A 19,250-nucleotide genomic window follows, 5' to 3' on the forward strand; every position below is an offset into this window, starting at 1 on the left:
GATTCATAACGAATTCTTGGCGGACAGAGGGGGATTCGAACCCCCGATACGCTATAAACGTATACACGCTTTCCAGGCGTGCGCCTTCAACCACTCGGCCACCTGTCCTAACTGTTCTTTTGGCCAAGCAATTTGAAGCTGCTAACGCCAAGTCCATAATAATAGCAGCACTTATCCTTGTAACGCAAGTGCTCAAATTCTTTCTTCGGCTAATTAGTAGCAACTAAACAGTAAAGCGTACAAACAGCTTATTCCGAGTCCGGCGGATAAGCTCCACCCACCGCTCGCAGCAAGGCTTCCCAATGATCGCGCTGGCGCGCCAGGACGCGCAGGTCGGCACCCAGCAAGCGCACATCGGTAAATTCAAACGGCTCTACATCGTCCAGCCCGGCCAGTTCGGTAATATCGGCCACGCCTCGTCCCTGCCCCAGGATCTTGGGGGCCAGGTACATCAGTAATTGATCCACTACACCCGCATCAATCAAGGCACCGGAAAGGCGAGCACCGGCTTCTGCATGGACTTCATTGATCTGTTGATCTGTCATCCAGTCCAGAACGGCACGGACATCCACCTGACCTTCGTGCAAGGGCATGGGAATAACCTGTGCATTTCGATCTGCCAGCTCCGCCTCCAGCTCGGGATCACGACGGTGACTGAATACCCAGCACGGCGTGCCGTCCAGCAAGGCAGCTTTCGGGTCCATGCGTAAATGCGTGTCCAGCACAGCCTTGATCGGGGGACGCGGCGTAGAAACCGCACGCACATTCATTAAGGGATTATCGGCATGCACGGTTCCGATGCCTGTCAGCACGACGCAACTGCGGGCGCGCCAGTGGTGACCGTCGTCACGAGCCTGCGGCCCGGTAATCCATTGAGAGCGACCGTCCGGCAAGGCACTGCGGCCATCCAGCGAAGCGGCCATCTTCATCCACAACCAGGGACGCCCACGTGTCATGCGGGCAAAGAAACCGGCGTTGATCGCCAGCGCCTGCTCTACGCACAAGGGACCATCTACGGTAATACCCGCCTGACGCAAGCGTGAAACGCCGTTACCAGCCACCAAGGGGTTGGGGTCGTACATGGAAAAGACAACACGCCCAGCGCCTGCTTTGATCAGCGCATCGGCACAAGGAGGGGTTCGCCCGTGGTGACTGCAAGGCTCCAGGGTGACGTAGAAGGTCGCGCCGGCCACACTGACGCCGCGCTCTTTGGCTTGGCGCAAGGCCATCACTTCGGCGTGAGGGCCACCCGCTTGCTGTGTTGAACCCGAAGCCAATAATTGGCCATCGCGCACGATCAGGCAGGCGACTCGCGGGTTGGGGGCACTGATATAAAGGGATTTCTCGGCCAGCTCCAGGGCTTGCCGCATCCAGATGACGTCTTCTTGCTCGACCATAGCCTTAGCCGCGGTCGGGATCGTTCATTTCGTCGATCGCCTCTACGAACTCGCGGATGTCTTTAAAGCTCTTGTAGACCGAGGCAAAGCGCACATAGGCCACCTGGTCCAACTGCTTGAGCTCGGCCATGACCAGCTCGCCTATGGTCTCGGAGGAGACTTCGCGCTCGCCAGTCAGTTGAAGTTTTTCTTCGATACGCTGCACAGCGGCATCGACCTGAGCCATGGGGATGGAACGCTTGCGCAGTGCAACGCCCATGCTCGCCCGCAAACGTGCGGGATCAAAATCCATACGAGTGCCATTGCGCTTGGCCACAACCGGCAGGCTCAGCTCGGCACGCTCGTAAGTCGTGAAGCGCCGTTCACAGGCCGAGCATTTACGACGTCGCCGTATGGCGTCGCCTTCTTCGGTGATTCGAGAGTCGATCACCTGGGTATCGGCATGGTGGCAGAACGGACACTTCATTCAAGATCGCGGGCCTCACGGCCCGCTCCGGCTGGATTACTTGGAGGAGTAAACGGGCAACTTGGCAGTCAGCTCGTGTACACGGCGACGAACGTCCGCCAAAACGGCTTCGTCGTGAGGGTTGTCCAGTACATCAGCAATCAGGTGCGCCGTCAATTCCGCTTCGGCTTCTTTAAAGCCGCGAGTGGTCATGGCAGGAGTACCCAAACGCACGCCGCTGGTGACAAATGGCTTCTCGGGGTCGTTAGGAATGGCGTTCTTGTTGACCGTGATGTGAGCCTTGCCCAGTGCTTCTTCAGCCACTTTACCGGTGATGCCCTTGGGACGCAGGTCTACCAGCATGACGTGGCTTTCGGTGCGACCGGACACGATACGCAGACCGCGCTCAACCAGAGTGCGGGCCAGAACGTCAGCGTTCTTCACAACTTGAGCAGCGTAGGTCTTGAACTCGGGAGCCAGAGCTTCCTTGAACGCAACAGCCTTACCAGCGATCACGTGGATCAGTGGACCACCTTGAATGCCGGGGAAAATAGCCGAGTTGATGGCTTTTTCGTGTTCGGCCTTCATCATGATGACGCCACCACGAGGACCACGCAGGGACTTGTGAGTCGTAGAAGTCACAAAGTCAGCGTGAGGCACGGGGTTGGGGTAAGCACCACCAGCAACCAGACCGGCGTAGTGGGCAATGTCGATCATCAGCAAGGCGCCGTTTTCATGAGCAATACGAGCCATGCGTTCGAAGTCGATGCGCAGGGCGTAAGCCGAAGCACCACCCACGATCAGCTTGGGCTTGTGCTCTTTGGCCAGGCGCTCCAGCTCGTCGTAGTCCAGCTCTTCGTTCTCGTCCAGACCGTAGGATACGAAGTTGTACAGCTTGCCCGATGCGTTCACGGGGGAACCGTGGGTCAAGTGACCACCTTCTGCCAGGCTCATGCCCAGAACGGTATCACCGGGCTTGAGGACAGCCATGTACACGCCCTGGTTGGCTTGCGAACCGGAGTTGGGCTGCACGTTGGCGGCTTCTGCACCGAACAGCTCTTTCAGACGGTCAATAGCCAGTTGCTCGACCACGTCCACGAACTCGCAACCGCCGTAGTAGCGCTTGCCAGGATAACCTTCCGCGTATTTGTTGGTCAGTTGTGTGCCCTGGGCCTGCATCACGGCGGGGCTGGTGTAGTTTTCCGAGGCGATCAGCTCGATGTGCTGCTCCTGGCGCACATCTTCGCTTTGAATCGCAGCCCAAAGATCGGGGTCAACTTTGTCAAGAGTCGCAGAACGGTCAAACATGAGGGTTCCTAAGGATAAAGTGGTAGCAAACTAAGAAAGCAACATTTTAGCGCGGAAGCGCGTCAAACCACCGAGACAAACGTCTCTGGTGGCAGAAACCCCAAAAAACATGGAAATAAGTAAGGCGGCGGCAGGCGGACTCAAGAGAATATGAAAAAAACTCAAACAGTCCGCCCTGGGGAATCAGGATTGCTGGATCAAACGGGGATTCAGGGTATACATACCGGTCAGGGATGCACGACCCAGAATATGACCTTCCATGGCGCGCAACACGTCCAGGCCATTGAAGCGACCTTCCAAAGGCAGCTCGGCAATATCCAGGGCATAAACCGTAAAGACATAACGGTGCGGCAAAGCATCGTTCCACGGAGGGCACGGGCCGTCGTAGCCGAAGTAATCACCGTTCATGTCGCGGTCGCTGGCAAACCAGTTGGTAAAGTCGTTCACGCCCTGGCGCGTATCGTCCAGAGCCAGTGGACCGGCTTTACCGCGTGGCGTGATGCCCTTGGAATAAGAGCCTTCTGCCAGGCTACGCAGTTCGGGCGAGATGTTGATCAAGACCCAATGAAAGAAATCCACCCGTGGCAAATCCGCCGGTACCTCGCGCCCATCCTGGTTCACATCGTCCGGTTTACTGGGGACATCGGGGTCGTGGCAAATAACCACAAAGGATTGGGTCTGCTCGGGAACATCGGACCATTCCAGATGCGGATTGGCGTTACCGGCCAAGGCGACTCTCGATTGCGCGTCGTAACGGCAAAACGCCAGACGCTCGGGAATCACGCTCTGATCTTGAAAAGAATCACTACGCAGTTTCATTGCAGACCTCCACAATCAATCAGCCGGTCAAAGTGACTCGCGCAAACTTGCGCTTGCCCACTTGCAGCACATAGCTGCCCGGCTCCAGTTGCAAACCTTTATCGTCCACACGTTCGCCATTGATGCGCACGCCGCCCTGCTCCACATTGCGCTGGGCTTCGCTGCCGGAAGCAACCAGACCTGCTTCGCGCAAGACACGCAGCAAAGCCAGTTCACCCGCCACGGTTACCTCGGGCATGTCCTCGGGCATTTCGCCACGACGGAAACGGGCATCGAAAGTTTCCAGCGCCTGCTCGGCGGCCTGGGCGCTGTGGAAACGTGTGACGATCTCCTGTGCCAGCTCCACTTTGACTTCACGTGGGTTACGGCCTTCTTCAATCTGCTTTTGCAGACCGGCGATGTCTTCCAGACTACGGAACGACAACAGCTCGAAGTAACGCCACATCAAGGTATCGGAGATGGACATCAACTTGCCGAACATGGAGTCCGGCGTTTCACTGATACCAATGTAATTGCCTTTGGATTTGGACATTTTTTCTACGCCGTCCAAACCCACCAGCAATGGCATGGTCAAAATACATTGCTGTTCCTGACCATATTCTTTTTGCAATTCACGACCCACCAGCAAATTGAATTTCTGGTCGGTACCGCCCAATTCCACGTCCGCTTTCAATTGAACCGAATCGTAGCCCTGCAGCAAAGGATACAAAAACTCGTGCACCGAAATAGGCTGATTCGCCTTGAAGCGCTTGGTGAAATCATCACGCTCCATCATGCGGGCCACGGTGTAACGCGAAGCCAGTTGAATCATGCCGCGCGAACCGAGCTTGTCGCACCACTCCGAGTTGTAGCGAACTTCGGTACGGGCCGGGTCCAGAACCAGCGCAGCCTGATCGTAGTAGGTCTTGGCGTTGGCAATGACCTGCTCGGGCGTCAGGGGCGGACGAGTCGTGTTGCGGCCGCTGGGATCACCAATGGTGGAGGTGAAGTCGCCAATCAAAAAGATGACGGTATGCCCCAAATCCTGCAGCTGGCGCATCTTGTTGAGCACCACTGTGTGCCCCAGGTGAATGTCGGGAGCCGTGGGGTCCAGACCCAGCTTGATCCGCAGCGGCTGTCCTGTTGCATGGCTGCGCGCCAGTTTGCGGGCAAACTCGGATTCGACGAGCAATTCGTCGCAGCCGCGTTTGACGATGGCTAAATCAGCCAGGACTTCTGGAGAAAGGGGCTCTGAGGGGGATGACATAACAAATCTGGTGACAAACTAATGAGTAAAAATGCTCGAAAAATTAAGCCTAATGCGCTAGGATAGCCTGCTATTGCGAGACGTGCTTAATAATTGAGCAAGGTTTCGTAAACCGAATTATTTTATCATTCCCGCGCAGGTCAGATCGCCAGGGCTGGAATGTTCTGTCCGCCCAGTACAACTGACCTCCGCCTGCCAGCCAGGTGGACGGTAAACCGTACGTCCAACAAGGTTCTGGTTTTATGTTCAGCAAAGGGAAACGCTCCTCCTCCCACCTCAACATCCACCAGCCTCGGTCCGCCCGAGCCCTTTTTATCCGTGCCGGTTTGATCACGCTTGCCCTTGGCTCTTTTGTAGCCGCCGGTGCACTTGCCGTGGTGATGCCCAGCAGTCCGGAACCCCAGATTTACCAAGCCCGCACCGCCTTGACCCTGCCCTCGGACCTGACCGTGCTGCAGGCCCAGGACCAGCAAGCCTACATTACTGAAACCCGCATCCGCCGCGGCGACACCTTGTCCGCCCTGCTCCAGCGCATGGAAGTCAGTGAAGAAGGCTTGTTGCAATTTCTGACGCACGACAAGAAAGCGCGCTCCATCTACAAGCTTTACCCTGGCCGTACCATCCAAGCCGCATTGGATGCCAATGGCAATTTGCAATGGCTGCGCTACCGTCATACCCCCTACTCCGATCAGTCCGGCCAAGGTCTGTCCAGCTGGCTGGAAGTACGCCCGGACGGTAACAATGGCTTTATCGCCCAGGAACAAACCGACCTGACCCAGACCCGAGTGCGCGTGGCCCAAGCCACCATCAACAGCTCGCTGTTTGGCGCCAGCGATCAGGCCGGCATCCCCGACAACATCACGCTGCAAATGGCGGATGTGATGGGCAGCAAGATCGACTTTCTGAAAGATCTGCGCAAAGGCGACAGTTTCCGCGTGGTCTACGAGTCCTACGGTCATGAAGGCCAGGACGTGGGTTCGGGCCGCTTGCTGGCAGTGGAATTCATCAATCAGGGCAAAACCCATGAGGCCGCCTGGTTCCAGCCTGAAAATGGCTCCGGTGGTTATTACGATTTCAGCGGCCAAAGCCTGAAAGGCGCTTTCCTGCGCACCGCACTGAAGTTCACCCGTATCAGTTCCACCTTTGGCGGTCGCCGCCATCCGGTACATGGTGGCTGGCGTGACCACAAGGGTGTGGACTATGCTGCCCCATCCGGCACCCCCATCCACGCTACCGCGGATGGCACGGTCGAGTTTATTGGCCGCCAAAATGGTTACGGCAATACGATCATCCTGAAGCATCATGGCCAGTTCACCACCTTGTACGCTCACCAGAGCCGCTTTGCCGCTGGACTGCGCAAAGGCGACCGCGTAGAACAAGGTCAGTTGATTGGCTATGTGGGCTCGACGGGCTGGGCAACAGGCCCACATCTGCATTACGAATTCCGTATCGCCCAGAAAGCCGTTGATCCCCTGTCGGTAGACCTGCCAGTAGCACGCGTTCTGGATGCCCCGCAGCGCAAGCAGTTCCAGCAAACCCTGGCTTCCTACCAGAACAGCTTTGCCTTGCTGCACACAGATGCTGAGCCCGTAAAGCTGGCCAGCCGCTAAACCATGAAAGCCCCCCTGTTTATCGGACTGATGTCTGGTACCAGCATGGACGGTGTGGATGCCGTGCTGGCATCCTTCGGCCCACAGGGGGCACAGATACACCAAACCCATAGCCTGCCCATGCCAGCCGCTCTGCGAGACGAGCTGCTGGCTTTGCAGCATCCGGGGCACAATGAACTGGCCCGCGCCAGTATCGCCGCCCAGCAACTGACCGAACTCTACGCCCAGGCTTGCCTGCCCTGGACTCAAGGCCCCGAAAAAGAGCTGATCCGTGCGATTGGCGTACACGGTCAGACTATCCGCCATGCACCTGACCAGGGCTATACCCTGCAATTGAATGCCCCTGCTCTTCTGGCCGAGCGCTGTGGAGTGGACGTGATTGCGGATTTCCGCAGCCGGGATATAGCGGCGGGCGGCCAAGGTGCACCTTTGGTGCCCATCGTCCATGAAGCCCTGTTCCGTCACGAACATGGCCGCGTCATTCTGAACCTGGGTGGAATTGCGAATATCTCCCTGCTGCTGCCTGGACGCGATGTTTTTGGCTTTGATACTGGCCCGGCAAACATGCTGCTGGATGCCTGGGTGAACAAACATGAAGGCCAGCCCTACGACAAGGACGGACAATGGGCTGATAGCGCCGCTTCTGATCCTGCCTTGCTTGCCAGCCTGTTGAGCGAAACCTGGTTTGCTCTGCCTGCTCCTAAATCTACAGGTCGTGATCTGTTCAATTTGGGGTGGCTGCAGGAGCATCTGGATCGTGTTGATCCGAAAGGCGAGCTTCAGCCTGCTACGGTGCAATCCACTCTGATGGATTTGACCGCACACAGCGTTGCACAGGCCATCCAGCCTTACGCAGATCAGATTCAAGAGCTGATTGTGTGTGGTGGTGGCGCTGCCAATCCTGCCATGCTGAAACGCCTGGGCGATCTGGTGACTATGCCTATCCGCTCCAGCGCCGAGCTGGGCATGGATCCGCAATCCATTGAAGCCCTGGCCTTTGCCTGGCTGGCTTACGCGCATATCGAACGTATTCCTGCGGGACTGCCCGCTGTGACAGGCGCACGGCGCGCTACGGTGCTGGGCGCTTGTTATCCGGCCTGAGAACTGCTTTTAACGTTTAGCTTCGCAAAACTTTAAAATACAGCGGCGGACTCATAATCCGTTAGCCAAGCACCTGCCAAAAAGCAGAACATGACAAGGCAGCGCCCCTCCTGTTCAAAACAAATAGAAGCAAGCCGTTCTTTTCTTTGGGCCGTGCCATTAACAGCATTGAGCTGCTTCGCCGCCCTACCTAGGCTACGAACGAGCACCCAAAGTTGAACCGCGAAGCGCCCTACAACGGATTAGCCCTGAAACCTGACGCTGCACGGCCTTCAACAAAACCCCGTAAACAAAACACCCCAGACTCTGGACTCAGAGTCTGGGGTGTACTTTGTAGCAACCTACCAAGGCCTGGAACGCTAAGCAATCAACGCCAGCCCTGCTTCCTTACATCGTGAAGGAAGAACCGCAGCCGCAGGTAGTCGTGGCATTCGGGTTACGAATCACGAACTGAGCGCCGTCCAGGTCGTCCTTGTAATCAATTTCAGCGCCCACCAGGTACTGGAAGCTCATGGCGTCAACCAGCAGTTGCACGCCATCCTTATCAATAATGGTGTCGTCGTCGTTAACCAGTTCGTCAAAGGTGAAGCCGTACTGGAAGCCGGAACAGCCGCCACCTTGCACGAAGACGCGCAGCTTCAGTTCGGGGCTGCCTTCTTCAATCAGGAGCTCACGGACCTTCTCAACCGCTGAATCAGTAAAGATCAGTGGGGAAGGAGGGGCTTGCAGATCAACGGATTCGGTAAGAGTGCTCATGTGGTTCTCCTGCCGGCCCCCGCCGGCATGAATAATTATCATGTGATCGCCTTGCACATGACCACCCGCGGGTAAGGTGATTAGTCTGGCTGGGCGATTTTTTCCTGGCGAGAGGCGCGGATAACGCTTCCTTCCAGGACGTTCAGCGTCAAGGCGGTGGGTTCAAAGCCTGGCGGCAAAGCCAGCCAACCCATGGCGCGCTGAAACTGGTTGAAGTTTAAAACCAAGGGATCGATCTGTTCTACAGACGACTCTGCCAGTACCGAGTCCGGCCCGGAACTGGGTGATAGATCGATTTTAACGTTTTTTCCGTCTTGCCGCCCAGTCAGCTGAAACTGGAGGCGCCCGGAAAAAGCCTTTCCTTCTGGGGCGTTACGTTGCAGCAGTACCTTGTACTCCAGCAAATCACCCCTTTTCGCAACGTCCAAGGCTCGGACAGTAACAGAACCACTGGGACCGGGTGGGAGCAACTGTTCATAAAAGGCCAACTGTTCGCGCGTCTGCGCCAGTTCGGCCTGGGTAGACGACAAGGACTTTTCCAAACCCTTGCGCGTGCTCTCTTCCAGAACCAGTTGCCCGCGCAGCCCTTCAAATTCACTTTGAATTTGCTGCAGGGATTGCTGGCTACGCGCCAGATTTTGCATGGCCAGCTGTATTTGTTCGGACTGATCGGCCGGTTGAGTCAGGCTGCGGTAAAGCCACAGGCCTCCACCGCCCAACAACACTCCCAGCAATACGGCCAGCCCAATCGTAGTCGCCCCGCCCCGCGAACGGGAAGGAGCGACAGTAGAAGAATTGGTTTGCGGTGATTCAGCCATAAACATTTGACCTGTTCACCAAGACCAAGTTCCCTTTAAGGCAAAATTGCAACGTGATTCAAGCCGGTTTGTTCTGGCAGACCGAACAAGATATTCATGTTCTGCACAGCCTGACCCGAAGCACCCTTAACCAGATTGTCCTGCACCACCAGAATGATCAGCTGATCGCCATTGCCAGGACGCTGCACGGAAATACGCAGCTGGTTGGAAGCGCGTACCGAGCGGGTTTCTGGCAAGGTACCGGCAGGCAGCACATCTACAAAGGTTTCCTGGGCGTAGCGCTGCTCGTACAAGGCCTGGAAGTCTGTATCCATGGCTTCGGGCGTGATACGTGCGTAGATCGTGGAGAACATGCCTCGAATCATGGGCACCAAATGGGGCACAAAGGTCAGACCCACCGGGCCACCAGCCAATCGCTGCAGCTGTTCCACAATTTCCGGATGGTGACGGTGACCCGACACGCCATATGCCTTGAAGTTGTCGCTGGCTTCAGCAAACAAATTGGGAACCGAAGCCCCTTTACCAGCACCGGACACACCGGATTTGCAGTCTGCAATCAGATGCTGGGTATCAACCAGCGCCTTGCCGCCTTCCAGCAAGGGAGCCAGGCCTAGCAAGACGGTGGTGGGGTAGCAACCCGGGTTACCAATAACCTTGGCTTGAGCAATCTTGTCGCGCAGCAGCTCTGGCAGGCCATAAGCCGACTGGCTCAGGATGTCCGGGCAACTGTGCTCCATCTTGTACCACTTCTGGAATACGTCCGTATCTTGCAGGCGGAAGTCTGCGGCCAGGTCAATAACGCGCACGCCCGCTTCCAGCAGACGTTCGACCTGGCTCATGGCCACGCCATGTGGAGTGGCAAAAAAGACCACGTCACACTGTTCCAGATTGGCATTTTCCGGCGTGGAGAACTTCAGGTCCACATGACCACGCAGGTTCGGATACATATCCGATACCGGCACACCGTCCTCTTTACGCGAGGTAATGGCAACCAGTTCTACCTGGGGGTGCTGACTTAACAGACGCAGCAACTCGACCCCGGTGTAACCTGTACCGCCAACAATCCCTACCTTGATCCGGGTATCGCTATGTGTAGCCATGAACTTTCCTGAAAGAGAGACGAGCAAAAATTCTATCTTAACGTAGTCCTGCCTGTTCTCAAGCACCAGACCGGGCAAAGCAGGACAAATGTAGCCAGCAAACAAAAACCCCGGACACGTCCGGGGTTTTTGAGCACCATAAACAGGTCGCGAGGCGAATTAACGCTTGCTGAACTGTTTGCGGCGACGTGCTTTGTGCAGACCGACTTTCTTACGCTCAACAGCACGAGCGTCACGAGTCACCAGGCCAGCTTGTTTCAGAGCTGTCTTCAGTGTTTCGTCGTAGTCGATCAGAGCGCGGGTGATGCCGTGACGGGCAGCACCGGCCTGGCCGCTTTCGCCGCCGCCATGCACGTTGATCTTGATGTCGAACGATTCAACATGGTTGGTCAGCACCAGAGGCTGACGCACAATCATGCGACCCGTTTCGCGAGCAAAGTATTCGTCAACAGGCTTGCCGTTGACTACGATTTGGCCCGAACCTTTTTTGATGAAGACACGAGCGACGGAGGTCTTGCGACGGCCCGTACCGTAATTCCAGTTACCGATCATGACCTATCCTTAGATGTCCAGAGTTTTAGGCTGTTGAGCACTATGAGGATGCTCGGCACCAGCGTAAACCTTCAGTTTCTTGGCCATGGCGTAGCCCAGAGGGCCTTTTGGCAACATACCCTTGACGGCCTTTTCGATGGCACGGCCTGGGAAGCGCTCTTGCATGGTTTGGAAGTTGGTTTCGTAAATACCGCCTGGGTAGTTCGAGTGACGATAGTACTTCTTATCCTGTGCCTTGTTACCGGTCACGGCAATGTCAGCAGCGTTGATGATAATGATGTAATCGCCGGTATCAACGTGAGGGGTATATTCGGGTTTGTGCTTACCACGCAAACGGCGTGCGACTTCGCTGGCCACACGACCAAGGACTTTGCCTTTAGCGTCAATCACAAACCAGTCACGTTTGACTTCAAGCGGCTTGGCCACGAAGGTCTTCATGATGGTTCCTAAATATTAAAATTCTGGGTCAAAGCAACATGCCTGGCCCATACAATCCACCCGCTTTTTCAAGCCGGGCAGTTCTACCTGACCCTGCCAAGGCGTTATATTCCGCCCGTGCATTTCTGCCAAATAGCTCGCCATAATAACATAAATAGTGGATAACACTAGGGTTTTGCACAAAAACACAGGTTTTTTGCCACAAACAGGAGCTCTCTCATAGAGGGGAAGCCCATAAAAAACCCCTGCTTTCCAAGTGGAAAACAGGGGTTAACAAGACTGGCCTGTGGAACCGGAGCAGACTGCCCTGCCCGGTCCCAACTACAGAGATCAGCCTTTTTTCTGGTTTGCCAGAGCAATGCCCAGGTAGTTGTCGTAAGAGCCTTCGGCCACACGGAACCAAGGCACAATCGCGTCACGGAAGCCCATGTAGTCGTCGTGAATCTTCTTGAACATGGGATCCTTGTCGCAGAATTCCTTGTACAGAATGTTGGAGGTCTTGAAGGACTCGTCCATCACGTCGCGCGGGAAGGATTTCAGAACAGCTCCGCTGGCGATCAGGCGACGCAGTGCGCCTGGGCTTTGGGCATCGTACTGACAAATCATGCGCTCGCCCGCAGCACGCGAAGCAATTTCAATCAGGGACTGATATTGCTTGGGCAGTGCATTGAAAGCAGCGTCGTTCACGTACAGCGAAACCTGGGCCGAACCTTCCCACCAACCGGGGTAGTAGTAGTACTTTGCCACTTTCTGGAAGCCCAGCTTTTCGTCGTCCACTGGACCCACAAACTCCACGGCGTCCAGCGTGCCTTTTTCCAGCGATGGGTAAATATCGCCTGGTGGCACTTGCTGAGGCACCACGCCCATGCGGGCCAGCACTTCGCCAGCAAAACCGGCCGTACGCATCTTCAGACCTTTCAGGTCTTCCAGAGAGTTGATTTCCTTGCGGTACCACCCCCCCATCTGGGTGCCCGTGTTACCGAAAGCGAAGTTGACGATGTTGCGAGTGGCAAACAACTCACGCAGCAGCTTGGTACCGTTGCCTTCCTGCATCCAGGCGTTCATTTGACGGGCATTCAGGCCAAAAGGCACGGCCGTGTCAAAGCTGAACGAGGGGTCTTTACCGTAGTAGTAATAAGAAGCTGTCTGACCGCACTCCACCGTGCCATTGCTGACTGCATCCATCACACCAAAACCGGGGACAATTTCACCGGCTGGGTACAGACGGATGTTGAAGTTGCCGTCCGAGGCCTCTTCCACCATCTTGCAAAACGACTGGGCTGTCGAAAACAGAGCCGGGGTAGCGGGACCGTAAGTCGATGTCAGCTTCCAATTAACCTTGGGATTGCTTTGGGCAATAGCAGGAGCAGCAATAGCGGCGGTACTGGCTACGGCGCCAAGACCTGCCTTTTTCAGAAACGAGCGACGCTGCATGAATAACCTCCTTGTGGGTATTCGGTAACTGGGAAATATTTTTATGCTATGGATAGTACACTGGCGCGCCCCGAATGGGGGGCTGGGAAAGCCCGGATTATCCCGCAAATCCGGCCCTATATTGTCGGGTCTTTGATCTGAAACACCTGAAGGGTGCTCCATAGAGAACGGCCTGAGTCGGAAGCAATGCCGAACTCAGGCCGTAAACATCTGTTTATTGAGCGCCCTCTTGCCCGTGGCAAGGCATAAGAGGCTAAACCGGTTTTCCAGACAGCAGAAATCAGGAACCGGCCACCGACATCTGCTCGATCAGGATGGAACCCGTACGCTTGGAGCCAGCCGCAAAGGTATCAGCACCCACGGCCACAATCTGCGCGAACATCTCGGCCAGATTGCCCGCAATCGTTACTTCTTCCACGGCGTGCTGAATGCGGCCATTTTCCACCCAGTAGCCGAAGGCACCACGCGAGTAGTCGCCAGTCAGGTAATTGATACCCTGGCCGATCAGCTCGGTTACCAGCAGACCACGGTCCATTTTCTTCAACATGGCATCCAGGTCGTCCTCGGGACGAGTCAGGCGCGAGCTCAGCAGCAAATTGTGCGAACCACCGGCATTCCCCGTAGAAGGCATGCCCAGTTTGCGGCCTGCGTAGGAAGACAGAAAATAGCCTTTCAGCTCGCCGCCACGCACCACATCACGGTCGCAGGTACGCACCCCTTCCGAGTCAAACGGTGCACTGCCCATGGCGGCAGCCAGATGCGGACGCTCCAGCACGTCAATGTGCTTGGCCATGACGGACTTGCCCAAAGAATCCAGCAGGAAGCTGGTTTTGCGATACAGGGCCGAGCCACTGGTGGCCTGCACCAGAGAACCGATCAAGCCCACGGCCAGCGGGGCTTCAAACAACACCGGATAGCGGCCGGTCGGGATACGGCGGGCCGACAGGCGCGACAAAGTGCGCTCGGCCGCATAACGCCCAACCGACTCGGGGCTGGCCAGGCGGGAAGGGTCACGCGAGCTGCTGTACCAGTAGTCGCGGTGCATATTGTCGCCCTTGCCGGCAATGGGGCTGACGCTGAGCGAGTGACGGCTATAGGGGTAGCCCCCCAGAAAGCCGCGGCTGTTACCCATCACAAAATGCCCTTCCAGCGTATCGACCGACGCGCCTTCGGAATTGCTGATCAGAGGACTCAACTCCAGCGCAGCCTGCTCGGCACGAATCGCCAGTTTGGCGGCCTGATCCGCGTCCAGCAGCCAGGGATGATGCAGGTGCAGATCGGGATAGCTTTGCGCCAGCATGTCTTTTTCAGGCAGCCCGGCAAAAGGATCTTCAGCGGTGTAGCGGGCAATATGCCAGGCGGCTTCTACCGTTTCACGCAGCGCCTTGATCGAAAAGTCCGACGTGGAGGCCGAGCCACTGCGCTGGCCTGCAAACACGGTCACACCCAAGGAGCGGTCCTGCGTCTGCTCTACCGTTTCCAGTTCCATCTGGCGCACAGAGACGGCCAGACCTTTGTTTTCTGAAATATCGACGGCAGCATCACTGGCGCCCAGTTTTTTGGCATGCCGCAGCGCTTCATCCACCAATTCACAAAACTGGAACTGATTGGCACTGATCGACAATTGGGAAATAGTTGGATGACTCATTGCTACTCTTTGAGGGTTAGGCGGTTATCATAGCCAATTGGCGACAATCTTTGCTATTTCACTTCTTATGGCCCGTCCACGCACTGAAATCGATGAAAACGGTTACGACCGCCCCAGCAAATCGCAGGTAAAACGCGAAATGCACGCTCTGCTCGACCTGGGCAAACGCCTGATTGAGCTCTCGGACGACCGACTCAAACAACTTGATCTGGGCGAGCCCTTGATGGCTGCCATCAAGGATGCCAAGCGCATCAGCCCGACGGCCCGCGAAGGACGCCGCCGTCAAATCCACTACGTGGGCAAGCTGATGCGCAATGTGGAACCCGAACCGATCCTGAAACAACTGGACGTCTGGGAAAACGGCTCCAAGGAAGACACCCGTGCCATGCACAGGCTGGAAGCGCTACGCGACCTGTTGTTGCGTGATGACGACGCTCTGACCGAATTCATGAATGAATTTTCCGGCGCCGATATCCAGCAATTGCGCACCCTGATTCGTGCCGCACGCAAAGAAGCCGAGAAAAATTCCACATTGGTACAAGGCCAGGACCCACAGCGCAAGCACTACCGCGCCCTGTACCAGTACATCAAGACCTTGGTAGATCTTTCGGAGTCCGCATGAACCCTCTGCTTGAGTCGATTGAGATTGAAACCGGTGCCAACCCTCAGCACGCCGTTATCTGGCTGCATGGCTTAGGCGCTGACGGCCACGATTTCGCCCCTATCGTGCCAGAGCTGGGCCTGCAAAACGCCCCCGCCATCCGTTTCATTTTCCCGCACGCCCCCATCCAGCCCGTCACCATTAACGGCGGCATGGCCATGCGTTCCTGGTACGACATTTATGTGGCGGACCTGGTGCGCCACGAGGACGAAAGCGGCCTGCGCCAATCGCAGATCGAAGTGCAGAACCTGATTGCCCGCGAAAACGCTCGCGGCATTCCCACGGAAAATATTGTTCTGGCCGGTTTCTCGCAAGGCTGTGCCATGACGCTGCAAACCGGCTTGCGCTTGCCAGAGCGTCTGGCTGGCATGCTGTGCCTGTCCGGTTACCTGCCTTTGGCGGCAGCGGTGGAAAAAGAACGTCATCAAGCCAATCAGAACACGCCTATTTTCATGGCGCATGGCAGCATGGATCCGGTCGTGCCTCTGACACGTGCCGAAGCCAGCCGTCAGCAACTGGAAGCCATGGGCTATCAGGTGCAATGGAATGTCTACCCCATGCCCCACGCTGTTTGCCCGGAAGAAATCAGCGCGATTGGCCAGTTTCTGAAGCAGGTACTGAAATAGGCTTCGCGTCTGCCTGAGCCAATTGCTGGCGGTCAGGCCACATGCAGGAAAAACGCCACTGGTATCCAGTGGCGTTTTTTTTATGGGCTAATACAAGCTGAGCATCAGTCCGAGCGACGGGTCTCACCCAGATCCAGCCAGACACGACGCATGCTGGGATCTTCCGGGTCCGCATCGTTCTGAAAGCCCAGACGTTTCATCAAAGCTTGCATAGGCGCATTGGAAGCCAGCACATAGCCATCGATATAGGTCAGCCCCTGCTCGGCGGCGGCCTGAATCAGCGCCTCCATCAAGGTGACTCCCAGACCGCGCCGCTGCCAAGCATCCCCAATAACCAAGGCATATTCTGCCCCCCGGCCATCACCATTACGAAGATAGTGGGCAAAACCAATAATCTCGTCACGGGGATGGTTACGGTTATCTGGATTGGGCGAACGCACGGTAGCGATCAGCGCCAGCTCCCGGTCGTAGTCAATGCGGGTGTAGCGCGACAACATGCGTGGAGTCAGCTCTCGCAGCATGGACACAAAGCGCATGTAGCGACTTTCATCCGACAAGCCACGCATAAAGGTCTGCAAGGCCTCGGCGTCCTCGGGACGTATAGGGCGCAAGGTCCAGCGCTGCCCATCCTTGAACTGACGCCGCTCAATCATGTGACGCGGATAGGGATGAATCGCCATGTGGCGATAGCCAGCCGTTTCAGGCAGTACCAGCATGGACTGCCTGCTCAGGGAAATGGAAATGCTCTTGATGTACAGGCTATTCTCGCCCGCCATGATGGGGTCCAGCACCACACGGCGCACGCCGGGCAACTCGCTCATCAAATCCGAAAGACGCTCCAGCACCTGCAACAGCTGCGTCAATACCAAAGGCGTCAATTGCGAGGACAGGCTCTTGCGCCACAAGGGACTACGCTCCACCAACTGGCGCGCCAGATAGCGGTTCAGCGGTGGCAGTTCTACCGCCGGATAGGATGAGGAAAGCCAATCCGCGTGATCGGCCCCACCAAAGACGGCGTAAGGGCCCAACTTGTCATCGGTCTCAAAACGCAGCCCCATGGGCGGGACATCAGGATCAGGCTCACCCTGATCGTGCGTCACACGCAAGTCGACAACAGGCACGTGGAAGTAGCGCAGCAGATCGCGGCACTCCTGTTCGCTAGCCTCGCGGCGCTCGCTTTGAATCTGGCGTACCAGTTCTCGGGCAGGCTCTACCTCTGGCAAGGTGCCCAGCGGCAAAGGCGGCAAGGTCTGCTGCGACAAATGCTGGTTGTAGTGATAGCGGGCCAGCAGATCAAAGGCGTTGGCAGCCGTATCCGGGGTACGGAAAGCCGGCGTCCCCACACCATCGAGCAAATGACGCAGGGGCCGCATATCCGCATCCCCAATCAAGCACGTAATAATGGGTTTGCGAGCACTGGCCGACAGCATGGCCAGCTCACGCGATACCGCCGGCATATCGGCCAAGGGGTCCGGTGTCAGCAAGACCAGCACCCCGTCAATTTCCTTGTCATCCAGCAAGGTGGAAATAACCGAGTCGATACGCATGGGCGTCAGTGGTACATAAGTGACCACCGGGTTCTGAACCTGGTCGCCAGGAGCCAGCAGATTATCCAGCGCCCGCTGGGTAGAGGGCGATAGCTCCGGGCAGGTCACCGCGGCATCCGAACCCAGTACATCCAAAGCCATCTGCGCGGCCCCATTCCCATTGGAGAACAAGGCAATACGCCGCCCTTTGGGACGGCGGGTGTAAACCAGCACTTTCAGGGCCGAGAACAGTTGCACAAAATAACGAATGCGCACCGCCCCCACACGCCGCATCAAGGCATTGAAGACCGCCTCGTGGGCCTCGCCCTGCTGACGCTGACCGCCTACTTTCAGGACCACCACAGGTTTGACGGCCGCCACGGCGTGCAAGGCACTGGTGAAACGACGAGAAGCAGGTGTGTGCTCCAGATACAGCGCAATACTGTCCGTGCGCGGGTCCATGGCCAGATATTCAAGCACCTCGGGCACGTCGATAACGGCCTCGTCCCCGACCGACACAATGGCGGAAAAACCCAGGCTGACATCTTCGGCCCAGTCCATCAAGGCCGAGGTAATGGAGCGCGACTGAGACACCAAGGCCACACGGCCCGCCAGTGCCATTTGCGGCTCGTGACTTAAATTGATGCCCAGATGCGGCCGTTGTATCCCGAAGGCACGCGGCCCCAGCACCAGACAATTATTGATACGGGCCCAGGAGCGCGCATACACCATGTCTTCCATAGGATCGCGGGAGGCCAGATTGGAGGGCAGCAACAGAACCACACGTGGCTTATGCACCCGGATGGCATCCAGGGCCTGTGGCAAACGCACCGGCTCGATACACACCAGCGCCAGATCCAGGCGCTGTGTATCGGTCAATCCTTCCAGACGATCGGGCACCAGCACTTGCGTGGCTGTAATCCGTGCCTGCGTGATCCGCCCAGCCAATCGGGCTGGCATCTCGTTGATCAGGGGCAAAGGCAAGGTGGACACGACCAACACCGAACGGGGCTCAAACAATGCTGTCAGACGATGCCTTAGGGCTGCCATGATTGTTCCGCCATAAGAAAACCACACACCAAAATAATGAATTCTCCCATCTTAAGCACAGCCGTCTACAAATAAAAGAGACTTGGCTGGCTATCTCTGTCTTGCATCATGCAGCCGGTTTTTATCCTGTGGCGGGCCATTCATATACTTTCGTATAGCAACCATACGCCAATGCCTGGGCAAAACGGGCGCAAAGCCAGTCGCAAAGCGGCTTGCAGGTCGTAAAATAACACCCGTTCGGAAAGCAGGACCTTTCGTTCTCTCTGACAGGAAAAAACACACTATGTCCAGCGACGACAGTCGAAGAAAGATGCTGCACAGGCCCCTCAGACGCTACTGACCCACCGGGTTGTCTGCTGATGTGGCTTGCGCAGCACGATCAGGAGTCAACCATGCACCGCATTATTCATACTGGACCGATCCGGGCCCTGACCTCGTCGGGTTCGCATCTTGCCACACCTTGCCCTCGCGAGCGCGCTGTTCCTGGCCGCCGCCCCGCTATTGCCTGGCGTATCAACACGGCCAGTCGCAAACCAGAAATTCACTGGATTGCAGACAGTGACAAACCACCCTCAGCGCGAGTGTGGCGCTGCACCTTGCCCAGCCACTAAACGCTGGCCTGACGCTTACTAAATCCGCTTGTTCTTATCTTTAGTTTACCGACCCTCACACCGGTCGGCAGGACCTGCTGTGTCCATCTCTTGGGATGGACAGC

The 19,250-nt window shown here is 56.7% G+C and carries 18 protein-coding genes and 1 tRNA gene; 5 read left to right on the forward strand and 14 right to left on the reverse strand.

The window, feature by feature from the left end:
* Positions 1–17: 17 nt before the first annotated feature.
* From KOE80_RS04840 to tyrS, 6 genes are all read right to left on the reverse strand, one after another.
* Positions 18–108: transfer RNA gene (locus KOE80_RS04840), tRNA-Ser, on the reverse strand.
* A 140-nt stretch (positions 109–248) separates the two neighbouring features.
* Positions 249–1,397, reverse strand: a complete 1,149-nt coding sequence (gene ribD, locus KOE80_RS04845) for a bifunctional diaminohydroxyphosphoribosylaminopyrimidine deaminase/5-amino-6-(5-phosphoribosylamino)uracil reductase RibD (RefSeq protein WP_009460683.1) — start codon at positions 1,395–1,397, stop codon at positions 249–251.
* A gap of 4 nt (positions 1,398–1,401) precedes the next feature.
* Positions 1,402–1,863 carry a transcriptional regulator NrdR gene (gene nrdR, locus KOE80_RS04850; RefSeq protein WP_003801815.1) on the reverse strand — a complete coding sequence of 154 codons (462 nt, stop codon included), beginning with the start codon at positions 1,861–1,863 and terminating at the stop codon, positions 1,402–1,404.
* Between the two features lie 36 nt (positions 1,864–1,899).
* Positions 1,900–3,150 (reverse strand): serine hydroxymethyltransferase, encoded by a 1,251-nt coding sequence (gene glyA, locus KOE80_RS04855; RefSeq protein WP_009460681.1) that lies wholly within the window; start codon positions 3,148–3,150, stop codon positions 1,900–1,902.
* Between the two features lie 183 nt (positions 3,151–3,333).
* A complete protein-coding gene (locus KOE80_RS04860; protein WP_226348528.1) occupies positions 3,334–3,969 on the reverse strand; it encodes a YbhB/YbcL family Raf kinase inhibitor-like protein in 636 nt (211 codons plus the stop codon).
* 19 nt (positions 3,970–3,988) lie between these two features.
* Complete coding sequence (tyrS, locus tag KOE80_RS04865; protein ID WP_009460677.1) at positions 3,989–5,215, reverse strand: tyrosine--tRNA ligase; 1,227 nt, start codon at positions 5,213–5,215, stop codon at positions 3,989–3,991.
* A 326-nt stretch (positions 5,216–5,541) separates the two neighbouring features.
* Here tyrS and KOE80_RS04870 point away from each other — a divergent pair, with 326 nt between their 5' ends.
* Together KOE80_RS04870 and KOE80_RS04875 are read left to right on the forward strand one after the other, a co-directional pair.
* Positions 5,542–6,825 carry a peptidoglycan DD-metalloendopeptidase family protein gene (locus KOE80_RS04870; protein ID WP_413228919.1) on the forward strand — a complete coding sequence of 428 codons (1,284 nt, stop codon included), beginning with the start codon at positions 5,542–5,544 and terminating at the stop codon, positions 6,823–6,825.
* Positions 6,826–6,828: 3 nt separating this feature from the next.
* Positions 6,829–7,926 carry an anhydro-N-acetylmuramic acid kinase gene (locus tag KOE80_RS04875; protein ID WP_226348530.1) on the forward strand — a complete coding sequence of 366 codons (1,098 nt, stop codon included), beginning with the start codon at positions 6,829–6,831 and terminating at the stop codon, positions 7,924–7,926.
* A 387-nt stretch (positions 7,927–8,313) separates the two neighbouring features.
* Here the strand turns inward: KOE80_RS04875 and erpA are convergent, their stop codons facing one another.
* From erpA to pmbA, 7 genes are all read right to left on the reverse strand, one after another.
* The gene (erpA, locus tag KOE80_RS04880) at positions 8,314–8,682 is read right to left on the reverse strand and encodes an iron-sulfur cluster insertion protein ErpA (RefSeq protein WP_003801826.1); all 369 of its coding nucleotides are present in this window, start codon (positions 8,680–8,682) and stop codon (positions 8,314–8,316) included.
* Positions 8,683–8,762: 80 nt separating this feature from the next.
* Positions 8,763–9,500, reverse strand: a complete 738-nt coding sequence (locus KOE80_RS04885) for a DUF6776 family protein (RefSeq protein WP_143241235.1) — start codon at positions 9,498–9,500, stop codon at positions 8,763–8,765.
* A gap of 35 nt (positions 9,501–9,535) precedes the next feature.
* Positions 9,536–10,600, reverse strand: a complete 1,065-nt coding sequence (gene argC / locus KOE80_RS04890) for an N-acetyl-gamma-glutamyl-phosphate reductase (protein WP_083054623.1) — start codon at positions 10,598–10,600, stop codon at positions 9,536–9,538.
* A 159-nt stretch (positions 10,601–10,759) separates the two neighbouring features.
* Positions 10,760–11,152, reverse strand: a complete 393-nt coding sequence (gene rpsI / locus KOE80_RS04895) for a 30S ribosomal protein S9 (protein ID WP_026484385.1) — start codon at positions 11,150–11,152, stop codon at positions 10,760–10,762.
* Positions 11,153–11,161: 9 nt separating this feature from the next.
* Positions 11,162–11,590, reverse strand: coding sequence for a 50S ribosomal protein L13 (gene rplM / locus KOE80_RS04900; protein ID WP_003801836.1), 429 nt, complete (start codon positions 11,588–11,590; stop codon positions 11,162–11,164).
* Between the two features lie 330 nt (positions 11,591–11,920).
* Positions 11,921–13,024 (reverse strand): TRAP transporter substrate-binding protein, encoded by a 1,104-nt coding sequence (locus KOE80_RS04905; RefSeq protein ID WP_026484386.1) that lies wholly within the window; start codon positions 13,022–13,024, stop codon positions 11,921–11,923.
* Positions 13,025–13,304: 280 nt separating this feature from the next.
* Positions 13,305–14,672 (reverse strand): metalloprotease PmbA, encoded by a 1,368-nt coding sequence (gene pmbA, locus KOE80_RS04910; protein WP_026484387.1) that lies wholly within the window; start codon positions 14,670–14,672, stop codon positions 13,305–13,307.
* A gap of 67 nt (positions 14,673–14,739) precedes the next feature.
* Between pmbA and yjgA the strand changes: the two genes are divergently transcribed.
* Together yjgA and KOE80_RS04920 are read left to right on the forward strand one after the other, a co-directional pair.
* Positions 14,740–15,294, forward strand: coding sequence for a ribosome biogenesis factor YjgA (yjgA, locus tag KOE80_RS04915; RefSeq protein ID WP_009460660.1), 555 nt, complete (start codon positions 14,740–14,742; stop codon positions 15,292–15,294).
* Positions 15,291–15,959 carry an alpha/beta hydrolase gene (locus KOE80_RS04920; RefSeq protein WP_035270496.1) on the forward strand — a complete coding sequence of 223 codons (669 nt, stop codon included), beginning with the start codon at positions 15,291–15,293 and terminating at the stop codon, positions 15,957–15,959. Before yjgA ends, KOE80_RS04920 begins: the two co-directional genes overlap by 4 nt.
* 104 nt (positions 15,960–16,063) lie before the next feature.
* Here KOE80_RS04920 and KOE80_RS04925 read toward each other — a convergent pair whose 3' ends face one another.
* Positions 16,064–18,535 (reverse strand): GNAT family N-acetyltransferase, encoded by a 2,472-nt coding sequence (locus tag KOE80_RS04925; protein ID WP_226348531.1) that lies wholly within the window; start codon positions 18,533–18,535, stop codon positions 16,064–16,066.
* 392 nt (positions 18,536–18,927) lie between these two features.
* Here KOE80_RS04925 and KOE80_RS04930 point away from each other — a divergent pair, with 392 nt between their 5' ends.
* Positions 18,928–19,146 carry a hypothetical protein gene (locus KOE80_RS04930; RefSeq protein WP_009460652.1) on the forward strand — a complete coding sequence of 73 codons (219 nt, stop codon included), beginning with the start codon at positions 18,928–18,930 and terminating at the stop codon, positions 19,144–19,146.
* Positions 19,147–19,250: the final 104 nt, after the last annotated feature.

This window comes from Alcaligenes sp. 13f, from assembly GCF_020496585.1.
GTDB lineage: Bacteria > Pseudomonadota > Gammaproteobacteria > Burkholderiales > Burkholderiaceae_B > Alcaligenes > Alcaligenes phenolicus.